Below are 13,385 nucleotides of genomic sequence, written 5' to 3' on the forward strand. Positions count from 1 at the left end.
GAGTTTCCGATGTCGATGGTGATGCATCTCGCCGAGGCAAAGCCGGGTCAACCGACCACCAGATACAAACATTATTATATCGAACGCCCCTGCCGCATCCTTGTCGTCGGGCAGCACCTGAAGACGAAGACGAAATACCAGTGCCTGCTACGTCACATTTCCATCGGCGGTGCCATGCTGGATTTCAACGCCAATATCCTTTTGCCAAAACATTTCTTCCTGGAGATCGACGGCTTCCGGGAAGAAATAGGCTGTTCGCAGGTATACCGGCACAACTTCGAGCTCGGCGTGCGCTTCAACATGCCGTTGGCGCCCAAATTCATCAGCCGGTTGATCCGAATGGACTTTACCAGCGGCCTGATTTGAAGCCGGATCGGGCTATGTCCATCACGCCTGCAATCCGGCAACCTCCCGATCAGCGCGTTGAATCGCCACAAGGTCAAAGCATTGTCCGGCGATTTAGGTCCTGATTAAATTTTTAGGGAATGCTTTCAATGGATTGCAATATTCGTGACCGATTCTCCATGGATCGCTTGTTGCAGTCAGAAGGAGGGCAAGAGCGGTGAGAAGCGAGCGGCGCGGCAGCTTTGGATCTGGTTGATCCGCCGCCCATCGCTACCGAGGAGTGGTGATGCAGAACTCGACGATGTACTCCGTGGTCAAATCCAAGCTCTATGAGGAGCGCTTCGAGCGTTTCACGATCGGGCAGGCGGGCACCCTGATGGCGGTTCGGCCAGCCCTTGGCGGCGTTTCGACCCGCACCTGCAAAATGCTGGAAATTTCACGCGGCGGCGCCGCCTTCACCGTCAATACCACGATCGGCCTGCCGCCGCACTATTATCTGACCATCGTCGGCACCAAGAGGCGAATCGGCTGCGCTGAAATTTTCCGCAACGACCATCGTATCCAGGTGCATTTCATCAAGCCGATCGACGAGGAGTTCCTTCACGAGATCGTCCGCTACGAGTTCTTCACCGGGAACGAGTCGAAAAAACATTGACATCTTCGTCCCAAGCGATCGAGGGCGGTCAGATGCATTTCGCGAATGGATTCGGTTTCCATGACGATCAAACATCGCTAGTGTCCGCTGCGGTTTCATCCATCGTCAGGCTCGATCAACAGCATGTCCGCATTTTCCCGCTTTACGCCCCTCGTTTCCTCCCTTCCCTCCACCATTCCCTTTGTCGGCCCGGAAGCGATCGAGCGACAGCGCGGCCGTCCGATCAAGGCGCGGATCGGTGCCAATGAGAGCGGTTTTGGCCCTGCCCCCTCGGTTATCAAGGCCATGGCCGAGGCGGCGACCGGCGTCTGGAAATACAATGATCCGGAAAATTTCGAGCTGAAGCAGGCGCTGGCCCGCCATCTCGGCACTTTACCGGCGAATCTGGCTATCGGCGAGGGCATCGACGGTCTTCTCGGACAGATCGTCCGGATGGTGATCGAGCCCGGCCTGCCGGTCGTTACCTCGCTCGGTGGTTATCCGACGTTCAATTTCCATGTCGCAGGTCATGGCGGCAAGCTGGTGACGGTGCCTTACGTCAGCGACCGCGAGGATCTCGACGGCCTTCTGGCGGCGGTCAAGCGACAAGACGCGCCACTGGCCTATTTCGCCAACCCTGACAACCCGATGGGAAGCTGGTGGGATGCCGACAGTGTCGTCGCCTTTGCCAAGGCGCTGCCAGAAACGTGCCTGCTGGTTCTCGACGAAGCCTACGGTGAAACCGCGCCGGCTGGCACCATCCCCCCGATCGCATCGCTGATCGACATGCCGAACGTGATCCGCACCCGCACATTCTCCAAGGCCTACGGTCTGGCAGGCGCGCGCATCGGCTATGCCATCAGCACGCCGGGAACCGCGCAAGCCTTCGACAAGATCCGCAACCATTTCGGCATGAACAGGATCGGCACGGCGGCAGCGATCGCGGCGCTGGCTGACGGCGCGTATTTGACAGAGGTGCTTGGGAAAATCGCTGCCTCGCGCGAAAGGATCGCTGCAATCGCCATCAGGAACGGGCTGGTGCCCCTGCCGTCGGCAACGAATTTCGTCACTATCGATTGCGGCAGAGACGCGATTTTTGCGCGCGCGATCGTCGATCGGCTGATGCAGGATCACGGCATCTTCATTCGCATGCCGGGCGTTGCGCCGCTCAACCGGTGCGTCCGCATCAGCACCGGCCCGGAGGCGGATATGGCGCTTCTGGAGGAGGCGCTGCCGAAGGTTATCGAGGCAATAGGCAGTGCGCAGTAGGCAGTAGGCAGTAGGCAGACCTGTCGCCTATCGCCTCAGTGCATGGTCATCCATTCGCGGGCGGCGCGCAGCGCCGTGGCAAGGTCGGTCTTGCTCATGCTCATCGTAAGATCCGCACGCAGCGCGGCAGCCCGGTCGGAGCCTTTGATCGCTGCGATGTTGAGCCACTTGTGTGCAGCGACGAGATCAATGTCGCAACCACGTCCGGTTGCATACATCAAGCCCATTTCGCAGAAAACGTCCGCGCGGTTTTCGCCACCCATCGTGGCATCCGAAGCATTTTGAATGTCAAAGCGTGCCATTGTCTATGTCCCTGTTTGCCTGGTTGGTTACTACAGCGCAGCGCGTCTTTTCAGACGCGCAAAGGTCGCTGTAAATCTTTGATCTGCGGCATAATCCTGTTCTCAAATCGATTCCGATTTAAGGAATTGTGCAGCAGCGCAGTCCCTGTTTTGCTTGCCTTTTTGAGGCACCTTGGGGGCCGGCCGTCTTGTGCGGCTTTCGGTCCCCAAGGGATCCCGGCGGGGTGTTTTTCCCTGCTCGTCTTATGGGTTTGAGTATGCCGCAGCGGTTTCAATACACGCTTAAAATGCATGATTAATGTGCGACAAACAAAGTTCAAACGATTGGTAAACTTGGGTTTTTGTTAAACATCGGACCGCCTTGAAACGCTGGCTTTTGCCTCAATCTTTACGGAAAATTCAATTCTCGATTTCAACCAATCGCTAACCACGCGAAGCGGTGACACGCTCCATTTCGAAAAGAGTGAGGGCACGAGGGGCTGTTTTGCCGGGAATTTTCAGCGGAAAACGGGGGAAACACTTATTTACGTTTACGTTCGCGTAAGCTATTTTCCGCGTGTTGAGCGGTGAGGAGACCAGCTCTGGCAACATTTCGACCGAACCATGCGGCAAAGCATGATTATCCGGCGAACTTTATGGGAGGAACTTTATGATCCGCGCATTCATCCTGGCCGCAGCCATGACGCTGGCCACGACCACCGCAGGTTTTTCCGCCGAACCGATCGTCGGCAACTGGAAGACCGCGAGCGGCGAGACGGCAGCCATCGCCTCCTGCGGCGGCGGCTACTGCATCACTTTGAAAACGGGAAAACATGCAGGCAAGCACATCGGCAGCATGAATGGCAGCGGCGACAGCTATAGGGGCGAGATCACCGATCCCGCCAACGACAAGACCTATAGCGGTTCGGCATCAATCGAGGGCAGTTCGCTCAAAATGCAAGGCTGCGTGCTGAAGATCCTCTGCAAGTCTCAGACCTGGAGCCGTATGTAGCTGCGGGCATGGTCCGGCGGGCTTGCCGGCCGGACCATGTTTTCATCTTCAGCGAGCGGTCTGGCCGAACAGGATTTTCTGCGCTTCCTTGTCTTCCGAAAGGTGCTTCTGCCGCTCCCGTTCCTGCCTGCCGACATCAAAGCCCCTCTGAACCGCCGGGCGGGCCGTCAGCGTCTCGAACCAGCGTTTCAGGTTGGGGAAATCGTTGAGGTCCTGGCCATTTCCTTCGTACTGGCGCACCCAGCCAAGGCAGGCCATGTCGGCGATCGAATATTCACCGGCGAGGAACGGTCGGTCCGCCAGCCGCTTGTTCATCACGCCGTAGAGGCGATTGACCTCGTTGGTGTAGCGGGTGATGCCGTATTCGATCTTCTCGGGCGCATAATTGCGGAAATGGTTTGCCTGGCCGGCCATCGGCCCCAGCCCGCCCATCTGCCAGAACAGCCATTGATCGACATCGACGCGAGCGCGCTCGTCGGTGGGATAGAACTTGCCGAACTTGCGGCCGAGATATTGCAGGATGGCGCCGGATTCAAACACCGAGATCGGCTCGCCGCCCGGGCCGTCGGGATCGATGATTGCCGGCATGCGGTTGTTGGGAGCGATCGTCAGAAAGTCCGGCGTGAACTGCTCGCCCTTGCCGATATTGACGTATTTCACCTCATATGGAACGCCGAGTTCCTCAAGCATGACAGTGATCTTCCAGCCGTTCGGGGTCGGCCAGTAGTAGAGTTCGATCGGCGCAGTCATCGGCAATCTCCAATTGGGAAACTCGACCGAAGACTTAAGGGGCACCCCCCGCCGTTGCAAGGGTGAAAGCCGCGAAGATGAACGGGAGATGAACCGGGGTCTCAGCAACAGTTCAGTTTGCCCATGCGAAAAAGCCATCATCGCGTTGAACCCGACCGACAAACCCGACCAGACGGACAAAGCCATGGACATTCTCGCACGCCGCCTCACCATCATCAGCATGCTCATGGTCGTCTTCGCGATCACGCTTGCGGCCGCCGTCAGCGCCGACACGCAGCGCCGCCGCCACAATTATGCAGGCTCGATCGCCGACTGCACCGTGCACACCGCCCAGTTCTGCGAACAAGCCAAGCTCTAAAGGTCAGAAACGATGTCTTCCCTCGCCCATTCTGCAATCATCGCTCTGCGCATGCTGACGCTTGCAGCCCTGCTGATGGCGCCGATGGGTGCGATTGCCTACAACAAGGCCTCTGGCCTTGGCATCAGCAAGCAGGGAGCCGGCTTCGTTCTTTTCGTGACGCTTCAGCGCCAGTCCATGAGCTGATGCTGTCGAAGCAAGCGACGCACTTGCGCATTTAAATCTGCTGCCTTCCTACTGCATAATTCCATAAATCGGAATCGATTTAAGAACAAAATTATGCAGCAGATCAAAGTGTTACAGCGACACCTTTGCGCCTCTGAAAAGACGCGCAGCGCTGTATGCACCGCCAAGGAAGGAACACCATGCCCATCTCCGCATTCGCCATCTATGCCCTTGCCGCCCTTGCGGAAATCGCCGGCTGCTTCGCCTTCTGGGCATGGCTGAAGCTGGATAAGCCGATCTGGTGGCTCATTCCCGGCATGGCAAGCCTCGCGCTCTTCGCCTGGCTTCTCACGCTGACCGATACGACTGCTGCCGGGCGTGCCTACGCGGCCTATGGCGGCATCTATATCGCTGCGTCGCTAACCTGGCTCTGGATTGTCGAAGATGTTCGTCCGGATCGCTGGGATATAAGCGGCGTCGCGCTTGCGATTGCAGGCACAGTCGTCATCCTTGCCGGCCCGCGCTGAGTGGGGTTTTTCCGAACGATGCCTGTGCATTCGAATCTTGTCGTTTGCTTGTAAAAGACGCCATTCTATAATGCCGCATGAACAAACGAATCTCTTCCCTCTCCGCCCTTTCCGTCGCGACGCCGGACACTTTCGAGCCGCAGACGTTCGATGACCCAGCCGCAGCGGTCGATGCCTTGTCGGCGCTCTACGAGCGCAACACCAAATTCCTGGTCGATGCCTTTACCGAACTCGGTCGCACCGGAACGCCGATTTCGCGCTATCGCGCCTGCTATCCCCAGGTCAGCATCGAGACCAGCAGTTTCAGCCATGTCGATTCGCGCCTGTCCTACGGCTATGTCAGCGCGCCGGGCGTCTATACGACGACGGTCACCCGGCCGAAGTTGTTCCGCCACTACCTCAAGGAACAGCTCGGCCTCCTGATCCGCAGCCACGGCGTCGGTGTCACCGTCTCCGAATCGGCAACACCGATCCCGCTGCATTTCGCTTTTGGAGAAGGCGCCCATGTCGAGGCGTCGATGGCGGAAAACATCGACATGCCGCTGCGCGACCTGTTCGACGCACCCGACCTGACGACCACCGACGACGAGATCGCCAACGGCTCCTACGAGCCCGGTCCGGGCGATCCCTCCCCGCTGGCGCCGTTCACCGCCCAGCGCATCGACTATTCGCTCGCTCGCCTCAGCCACTACACGGCAACCAGTGCGACGCATTTCCAGAACTTCGTGCTTTTCACCAACTACCAGTTCTACGTCGATGAATTCTGCGCCTGGGCGCGCAAGCAGATGGCGGAAGGAGGCAACGGCTATGCCTCCTTCGTGGAACCGGGCAACATCATCACGCAGGCCGGATCTGACAAGCCGGAATCGGATCTTTCGCTGGTGCGGATGCCGCAGATGCCGGCCTATCATCTGAAGAAGAAGGGCCATGGCGGCATTACCGTCGTCAATATCGGCGTGGGCCCATCCAATGCCAAGACCATTACCGATCATATCGCGGTGCTCAGGCCACATGCCTGGCTGATGCTCGGCCACTGCGCCGGCCTGCGCAACAGCCAGACGCTGGGCGACTATGTGCTGGCGCATGCCTATGTGCGCGAAGATCACGTGCTGGACGACGACCTGCCGGTCTGGGTGCCGATCCCGGCACTCGCCGAAGTTCAGGTGGCGATGCAGGACGCGGTGGCGGAAATCACCGGTTACGAGGGCTACGACCTGAAACGGATCATGCGGACCGGAACCGTGGCGACGATCGACAACCGCAACTGGGAACTGCGCGACCAGCGCGGCCCGGTGAAACGGCTGTCACAGTCGCGCGCCATCGCGCTCGACATGGAATCGGCCACCGTCGCGGCTAATGGCTTCCGCTTCCGCGTGCCTTATGGAACGCTACTCTGCGTCTCCGACAAGCCGCTGCACGGCGAATTGAAGCTGCCGGGCATGGCCACAGCCTTCTACAAGACGCAGGTCAGCCAGCATCTGCAGATCGGCATTCTGGCGCTGCAGAAGCTCGCCGCCATGCCGAAGGAAAAGCTGCATTCGCGCAAGCTTCGCAGCTTCTTCGAGACGGCGTTCCAGTAATACTCAGCGTCGCGGCGACAGCACAATCGACAGCAGCGTGCCGGCAACCGCCGACACGACGATCAACAGATGCGCGTTGACGCTGGCGCTGGCGAGCAGATCGAAGGCAGAACCCTTTGCCGACGCGCCGAACGAGATCGCGCCCGCGGTGATGCCGGCCGGATAGGTGCCGACACCGGCCGGCGCGTGAACTGGCAGCACCGACGACAACTCGCCACCCAGAGCGCCCCCGAAACAGGCGCCGAGCGGCGCGACGCCCATCGTGAACAGCACCCAGGCAAGAACCGCGACCTTGGTCGACCAGTTGAGAACCGTCATCAACCATGCCCGCACGAAGACCATCGCATTCGCCGGCAGGCCGGCCTCTATTTCCTCGAGCAGCCTGCCGAGCTTGTCCGGAAACCGGCGCTCGACAAACGCAAGGGCGCTGCCCTTCAGGAAAAACAAAAGCAGCGGTGAGACGAGGAAGAGGGCCCAGAGAAGCCAGCCGAGGCGCTGATTATCGTGTTCGAGCACAAGGCCGATGCCGGCGGCAGCAAACAGCGCATGCAGGTCGAGCACGCGCATGAGCAGCAGCGCCGACGTGCTGCGCGCCAGGGGAATGGTGAATTCCGAGCGCATGAGGATCGGAAAGCTGGTCTCACCGGCGCGGAAAGGCAGCATGATGTTCAGAAGATTGTGGACCTGCGTCACGCGCAGGAGCAGAAGGAAGCGGCCGCGGGTCTCGCCCGGGAAATAATCGTAGATCCGATAGCAACGGATGAAATAGGTGCCGACCAGCAGCGCCAGCGCCGAAAACACCCGGACAACGCCGATCTCCGCCCACTGCCGAAAAAGCGCCGGCCAGCCCCAGATCCACTGAACGAATGCGGCATAGGCAATGACGGCAGCCAAGGAGACGAAGGTCATCCGGTTGCGGACAAGCCACGAGCCCCGGCTGGTATCCCCTTTTGCATTCATATATTTGCTACTTTCCTGTCCGGTGCTATGGGTTCATGGCTGTTATCACGAGAACCCGGGCAAGAGAACCGGCAGCGTTTTTCAGAGGCTTTGACATTGGATCCCATCTTGCAAGCAAACAGGACAGAAACTGTCGTCGCTGACGCGATAGAATTGTCCGTTGTCGTGCCGATCTACAACGAAGAGGAAAGTGTCGGTCCGCTGGTCGCGCGCATCCGCGACGGCATGGCCGATTTCGGACGCAGCTGGGAGCTGATTCTCGTTGACGACGGAAGCACCGACGCAACGCTGGTGAATGCCCGCAAGGAACTTGCCGATTCCAGCCTGCGCTTGAGGATCGTGGAGTTGCAGCGCAATTTCGGCCAGACCGCCGCTATGCAGGCCGGCATCGATACCGCCACTGGAAGGCTGATCGCGACGCTGGACGGCGATCTTCAGAACGATCCGCGTGATATCCCAGCCATGGTTACAGCGATCGAGGCGCGCGAACTCGACCTTCTGGTCGGCTGGCGCAAGAATCGGCAGGACGGGCTTTTCCTGCGCAAGATCCCCTCCTGGTGCGCCAACTACCTTATCGGCAAGATCACCGGTGTGAAGCTGCACGATTATGGCTGCAGCCTGAAGATCTACCGGGCATCAATCATCAAGCAGGTCAAGCTGATGGGCGAAATGCACCGGTTCATTCCGGCCTGGGTCGCCGGCGTAGTGCCGAGCAGCCGAATCGGCGAAATGGCGGTCACTCATCACGCTCGCCAGCACGGGACATCGAAATACGGGATCTCGCGGACCTTCCGCGTCATTCTCGACCTGCTCTCCGTGCTGTTCTTCATGCGCTACAAGGCGCGGCCGGGGCATTTCTTCGGTTCGATTGGCCTCGCGGCCGGAGCGCTCAGCGCGCTTATCCTGTTCTACCTCTTCGTCGACAAGTATCTGCTCGGCAACGATATCGGCGGAAGGCCGATGCTGATCGTCGGCGTCATGCTGTTTCTCTCCTCCGTCCAGCTCATTACCACCGGCATTCTGGCGGAGATGATGGCGCGCATCTATTCGGGCGAAAACGACACACAGCCCTACATTGTGCGCAAGGTCTTTAGCGGGGATGCTCCGAACGCGTGAACCGGGCTGCGACCTGAACGCGGGCGGCTATCGTCCGACAAGCACTTTCAATTCGCCCGGATGGATACGCAGGGCGACATCGCGGCCGATCGGCAGCAACTCGCCGTCAATGACGCAGTTGGTCTTGTGACGCGCGGTGGGGAAATGCAGGTCGACTGCCGACACGCTCATTTCGGTGATCAGCGGGCTTTCGCGAAATTTGCCGCGCATAATATCAAACACCAGTTTGGCCACACCTGCCGGCTTCAAGGGTGGCGCCGTATAGAATCCCAGATGCCCGCCGGTGAGGTCCTCGGCATACATCAGCGCGTTTGGGCCGAAATGGTTGTTGGAGACGGAAATGGCCGAAACCTCGCGTCGTTCATGGATACCGTCCACATCGAACTCGATCTCGAACTCGGGCGGATTGAAGATCACGCCGACCGCCGCGCGAGCGGTCGCGCGGATTTTCCCGAGCCGTGAGGCGAAGCTGTATGATTCGCGATAGCGCACCATGCGGGCATGCAACCCCATGGAAAATTGGTGCACGAAGGCACGGCCGTCCGCACTGCCGATATCGGCATCCGTGATCCTGCCATCGGCGAGGACGTCCAGCACCCTCCAGATATCGAGCGGCAATCTCAGCGAGCGGGCAAAGAGGTTCATCGTTCCGGCCGGAACGACGCCGAGCGGCATGCCATTCTTCCAGGCGACACCGGCAGCGCCGGAGATCGTGCCATCCCCACCACCCGCGATCATGGCATCGAGGTCATCACGTCGTGCTGCTTTTTCAAGGGTATCGCCCATCTCGCTGCCGGAGACGATCGCGATTTCGATATCGTGTCCCGCTGCGCGAAAAACCTCCTCGGCCTTCCGGCGATAGGCCTCCATATCGGTCGTCCGGAACGTCCCTCCGTCTCGATTGAAAATGGCCTTGATCTTCATCCGTCGTCCTTATGACCGCACACCGCGGGCAAACATCATATGGGGTGCGCCCAGCAAATTGTCAGGGCATGACCGGCGAGCGGCGGCGATTGAAGGAACGGATCGGGCCGGTTACGCCACTGCGCAAGACGGCCGGCTGTTGTCACGTCGACGCCGTGTGGTAGAACCCGCGCAATCCAAGCGCAAAGGCCACCCAGCATGACTTCGCTCGCCGAAAAAATTGAAACGCGACCCAACACGTTCATCCTGCTGATCGGCGTCTATTTCCTGCTCAATCTGATCGTTCGCATCTGCCTGCCGAATTCGCTCGAAATGGACGAGGCCGGTCAAATCCTGATGAGCCAATGGTACGCTCTCGGATACGATACGCAGCCACCATTCTTCAACTGGGTGCAGCATGCGGTCATCGACGGCATCGGACAGTCCCTGTTTGCGCTGAGCCTGGTCAAGAACCTCTTCCTGTTCCTGAGCTACGTCTTCTATTACCTCGCCGCCCGGCAGGTGCTTGCAAACCAGTCGCTCGCCGTCGCCGCAGCGCTAGGGCTTCTCACCATTCCGGAAATCGGCTGGCTGGCACAGCGCGATCTCACCCATTCGAACGCCTCGCTCTTCGCCGCCTGCCTGTTTGTCTACGGGTTGTTTCGCACGCTCGACCGGCCGGCGGTCGCCACCTATCTTGTGACCGGCATCGCCATCGGGATCGGGTTGCTATCGAAATATAATTTCTCGATTCTCTGCCTCTGCGCCTTCGTCGCCGTGCTTGCCAGTCCGTCCTATCGCCAGCGGCTGCTCGATCCGCGCATTCTCATCACCGCCGCGGTGGCGCTGGCGATTGCTCTGCCGCACGCGGTCTGGCTGTTCCAGAATTTCGAGATCGCCTCGCACGATACCGTCGACAAGCTGGCCTCGGATGCCGAGGGCGGCACGCTGATGCAGATCGCCCGTGGTCTCGCGGAACTTCCGCTGACACTCCTGAGCTTCTGCGCGCTGACCGTCGTTGTCTATGCTTCGACCTTTCGCGCCGGCTTCTGGCCGTCGTTGCGGGCGGGGAATGCAAAGACGCGACTGATAGAGACGATGTTCCTGGTCCTGCTCGTCTTTTTGCTTTTCATGGTGCTGTTCATGGGCACAGCGCAGTTGAAGGTCCGTTGGGTGTCGCCGGTGCTGTTCCTGCTGCCGATGTACCTCTGTATGAAGATCGACGCGTCAGGCGCTCCGATCGGTGACTTCCTGCGGCGTTTCATGCCGGTCATTCTGCTGCTGATGATCCTCATTCCCGCGTCGCTGGTGTTGCGCATCACGGCTGCGGGCGTAATGAACTCCCATCCGAAACTGACCGTACCCTATCAGGCATTCATCGAAGAAACCGTCAAGAAACCGGCTATCACCCCCGCCCTGGTGATCGCGGAAGACGCCTTCATGGCAGGAAATATCCGCATGCAACTGCCGCACACACCGGTCGACACGCAAACCTACCGGCTCTACAGCCCGCCTTTCTCATGGTCGAAGGAAAGCCCGATTCTTCTGCTCTGGCGCGATAATGGCAAGGGTAACGCCCGCGTGCCCGGGCGTCTCGAAGACCGCCTCAAGCAACGCATCGGCACCGTTCCGCCGCTGCAACCGCAGACGATCGCCCTGCCGTTTACTTATGGCAGCGGCGGCGATCTCTTTCGCTTCGGTTATGCCTGGGTTCGCAGGCCCTGATCCTGGTGCCAAATCATCCGGCTGGTGCCTGCCGGATTTGGACGCGCTTCAAACAAGGCCCCGCCGCAGTTCCCGCAGGAACCTCGGTTCCTCTTTACGGCCAGTAAACAGGAGACAGCGCGGCACACCGGGGAGCCTCCCGAACCGGAGACGCTGCGCTGCCCCGGGAACCGGTCCAAAGCCCGCGACAGGCGACCGGTTCCGGGGCAGTTTCATCACCTGTCATCGGAGAAAAAAATGCCTTCCTTCATTGATTCCATCGTCGGTTCCCGCCCGTTCGGCTACCTGGCCCGGGCTATCCTAACCTATATGTTCTGGGCAAGCGGCCTTGCCAAACTCCTCGATTTCAACGCCGGCGTCGCCGAGATGTCGCACTTCGGGCTAGAGCCGGCACCGCTCTTCAACATAGCGGTGATCGTCACCCAGCTTGGCGGTTCCGCGCTGATCATCACCAATCGCTGGGCCTGGCTTGGCGCCGGCGTGCTTGCAGTCTTCACCCTGCTCACTATTCCGATCGCCCATACCTTCTGGACCATGCAGGAGCCGATCAGGACGCTCGAATTCTACGTGGTCATGGAGCACATCACGGTGATCGGCGGCCTGATGGTGGTAGCCTGGAAGTCAGCCCCGAAGCACGAGAGTGCGCCGGCATCCCGGCCGAATTTTGCGGAAATCAACGCCTAGGGCTGCGGCGATCAACCCGATTCAAGGTTGCTACGGCAACCTTTGGCGCTGTGGCGGCGCCGGCGGCTTCAGGGCGCCGCCGGCGCCGGCAGCATTTCCGAATCGTCAGCCGTGAATGATTTCGCGGTGGCGCTGCAGCCTTTGCCCATACGCCTGGCTCACCCGGTCGAAGATGATCGCAATACCGACGATCGCCAGACCGTTGAAAATGCCGAGCGTGAAATACTGGTTGGCGATGGCCTTGAGAACCGGCTGGCCGAGGCCCTGCACCCCGATCATCGAGGCTATGACCACCATGGCAAGCGCCATCATGATCGTCTGGTTGATGCCGGCCATGATGGTGGGCAGCGCTAGAGGCATCTGCACGTTCTTCAGCTTCTGCCAATTGGAGGAACCGAAGGCGTCGGCGGCCTCGAGTACATCCTTGTCGACAAGGCGAATGCCGAGATTGGTGAGCCTGATCATCGGCGGGATCGCATAGATGACGACGGCGATAAGGCCGGGTACCTTGCCAATGCCGAGGAGCATGACGACGGGGATCAGATAGACGAAGCTGGGCATGGTCTGCATCACATCGAGCACGGGATTGACCGCGTTCTGCAGCCGGTCGGACCGCGACATGGCAATGCCCATCGGGATGCCGATCGCGATCGAGAGAACCGTACAGACGAAAATCATCGATATGGTCTTCATCGTGTCGTCCCACATGTCGAAATAGCCGATGGCCAGGAGCGTCCCGATGCAGGCGGCGACGATCTTCCAGTTCCGGCTCGCAAACCATGCGACCAAGGCGACCAAGACCAGGATGATTGGCCAGGGCGTGCGCGTCATAAAGCGTTCGGAGTGGATAAGGAAGAACTGCAGCGGCTCGAAGAACCCCTCGATCACATCACCATAGGCGCGGGTGAAGGCGCGAAAGCCTTCATCGATTGCCTTTTTCAGGTTGCGCAGCGAATCGTCGTTCATGTGCGGAAATTTGGTGAGCCAATCCATGCCGGTCCCCTTATTCGTTATGCATCGACGCCGGCCTTTCCTGAAGCCGGACACCGCAGAAACAGAAGGCCGGCGCGGCGCGC

Annotated in this window: 16 protein-coding genes; 11 read left to right on the top strand and 5 right to left on the bottom strand. The window is 59.6% G+C overall.

Translation table 11 applies throughout. The annotated features are described in order from the left end of the window. The first annotated feature begins 9 nt into the window (after positions 1-9). From ACSQ2W_RS01540 to ACSQ2W_RS01550, 3 genes are all read left to right on the top strand, one after another. A complete protein-coding gene (locus ACSQ2W_RS01540; RefSeq protein ID WP_436084654.1) occupies positions 10-366 on the top strand; it encodes a hypothetical protein in 357 nt (118 codons plus the stop codon). A 265-nt stretch (positions 367-631) separates the two neighbouring features. Then, positions 632-1,000, top strand: coding sequence for a PilZ domain-containing protein (locus ACSQ2W_RS01545; protein ID WP_436084655.1), 369 nt, complete (start codon positions 632-634; stop codon positions 998-1,000). A 123-nt stretch (positions 1,001-1,123) separates the two neighbouring features. Then, positions 1,124-2,248: a pyridoxal phosphate-dependent aminotransferase gene (locus ACSQ2W_RS01550; protein WP_436084656.1), complete on the top strand. Its 1,125-nt coding sequence runs from the start codon at positions 1,124-1,126 to the stop codon at positions 2,246-2,248. Between the two features lie 35 nt (positions 2,249-2,283). Here ACSQ2W_RS01550 and ACSQ2W_RS01555 read toward each other — a convergent pair whose 3' ends face one another. Next, the gene (locus tag ACSQ2W_RS01555) at positions 2,284-2,550 is read right to left on the bottom strand and encodes a sel1 repeat family protein (protein WP_436084657.1); all 267 of its coding nucleotides are present in this window, start codon (positions 2,548-2,550) and stop codon (positions 2,284-2,286) included. Between the two features lie 649 nt (positions 2,551-3,199). Here ACSQ2W_RS01555 and ACSQ2W_RS01560 point away from each other — a divergent pair. After that, positions 3,200-3,541 (top strand): DUF2147 domain-containing protein, encoded by a 342-nt coding sequence (locus ACSQ2W_RS01560; protein WP_436084658.1) that lies wholly within the window; start codon positions 3,200-3,202, stop codon positions 3,539-3,541. A gap of 48 nt (positions 3,542-3,589) precedes the next feature. On the opposite strand, the gene ACSQ2W_RS01565 is transcribed toward ACSQ2W_RS01560, so the two are convergent. Beyond that, a complete protein-coding gene (locus ACSQ2W_RS01565) occupies positions 3,590-4,291 on the bottom strand; it encodes a glutathione S-transferase N-terminal domain-containing protein (protein ID WP_436084659.1) in 702 nt (233 codons plus the stop codon). A gap of 184 nt (positions 4,292-4,475) precedes the next feature. On the opposite strand from ACSQ2W_RS01565, the gene ACSQ2W_RS01570 reads away from it, so the two are divergent. The 4 genes from ACSQ2W_RS01570 to ACSQ2W_RS01585 all read left to right on the top strand — a co-directional run bounded on the left by ACSQ2W_RS01570 (position 4,476) and on the right by ACSQ2W_RS01585 (position 6,921). Next, positions 4,476-4,649, top strand: coding sequence for a hypothetical protein (locus tag ACSQ2W_RS01570; protein WP_037121339.1), 174 nt, complete (start codon positions 4,476-4,478; stop codon positions 4,647-4,649). A gap of 12 nt (positions 4,650-4,661) precedes the next feature. Beyond that, positions 4,662-4,835, top strand: a complete 174-nt coding sequence (locus ACSQ2W_RS01575) for a hypothetical protein (protein ID WP_436082038.1) — start codon at positions 4,662-4,664, stop codon at positions 4,833-4,835. A gap of 185 nt (positions 4,836-5,020) precedes the next feature. Beyond that, positions 5,021-5,341: a YnfA family protein gene (locus ACSQ2W_RS01580; RefSeq protein ID WP_436087642.1), complete on the top strand. Its 321-nt coding sequence runs from the start codon at positions 5,021-5,023 to the stop codon at positions 5,339-5,341. A gap of 77 nt (positions 5,342-5,418) precedes the next feature. Then, complete coding sequence (locus tag ACSQ2W_RS01585) at positions 5,419-6,921, top strand: AMP nucleosidase (RefSeq protein WP_436084660.1); 1,503 nt, start codon at positions 5,419-5,421, stop codon at positions 6,919-6,921. A gap of 3 nt (positions 6,922-6,924) precedes the next feature. Here the strand turns inward: ACSQ2W_RS01585 and ACSQ2W_RS01590 are convergent, their stop codons facing one another. Beyond that, a complete protein-coding gene (locus tag ACSQ2W_RS01590; RefSeq protein WP_436084661.1) occupies positions 6,925-7,881 on the bottom strand; it encodes a lysylphosphatidylglycerol synthase domain-containing protein in 957 nt (318 codons plus the stop codon). 108 nt (positions 7,882-7,989) lie between these two features. Here ACSQ2W_RS01590 and ACSQ2W_RS01595 point away from each other — a divergent pair, with 108 nt between their 5' ends. Then, the gene (locus ACSQ2W_RS01595; RefSeq protein WP_436084662.1) at positions 7,990-8,997 is read left to right on the top strand and encodes a glycosyltransferase family 2 protein; all 1,008 of its coding nucleotides are present in this window, start codon (positions 7,990-7,992) and stop codon (positions 8,995-8,997) included. 27 nt (positions 8,998-9,024) lie between these two features. Here ACSQ2W_RS01595 and ACSQ2W_RS01600 read toward each other — a convergent pair whose 3' ends face one another. Further along, the gene (locus ACSQ2W_RS01600) at positions 9,025-9,921 is read right to left on the bottom strand and encodes a diacylglycerol/lipid kinase family protein (RefSeq protein WP_436084663.1); all 897 of its coding nucleotides are present in this window, start codon (positions 9,919-9,921) and stop codon (positions 9,025-9,027) included. Positions 9,922-10,119: 198 nt separating this feature from the next. On the opposite strand from ACSQ2W_RS01600, the gene ACSQ2W_RS01605 reads away from it, so the two are divergent. Together ACSQ2W_RS01605 and ACSQ2W_RS01610 are read left to right on the top strand one after the other, a co-directional pair. Beyond that, positions 10,120-11,625: a glycosyltransferase family 39 protein gene (locus ACSQ2W_RS01605; RefSeq protein ID WP_436084664.1), complete on the top strand. Its 1,506-nt coding sequence runs from the start codon at positions 10,120-10,122 to the stop codon at positions 11,623-11,625. 237 nt (positions 11,626-11,862) lie between these two features. After that, positions 11,863-12,309: a DoxX family protein gene (locus ACSQ2W_RS01610; RefSeq protein ID WP_436084665.1), complete on the top strand. Its 447-nt coding sequence runs from the start codon at positions 11,863-11,865 to the stop codon at positions 12,307-12,309. A 105-nt stretch (positions 12,310-12,414) separates the two neighbouring features. Here ACSQ2W_RS01610 and ACSQ2W_RS01615 read toward each other — a convergent pair whose 3' ends face one another. After that, entirely contained in the window at positions 12,415-13,302 is an 888-nt protein-coding gene (locus tag ACSQ2W_RS01615; protein WP_113005528.1) for an ABC transporter permease, read from the bottom strand. Positions 13,303-13,385: the final 83 nt, after the last annotated feature.

The organism is Pararhizobium sp. LjRoot255 (assembly GCF_964252905.1).
GTDB lineage: Bacteria > Pseudomonadota > Alphaproteobacteria > Rhizobiales > Rhizobiaceae > Pararhizobium.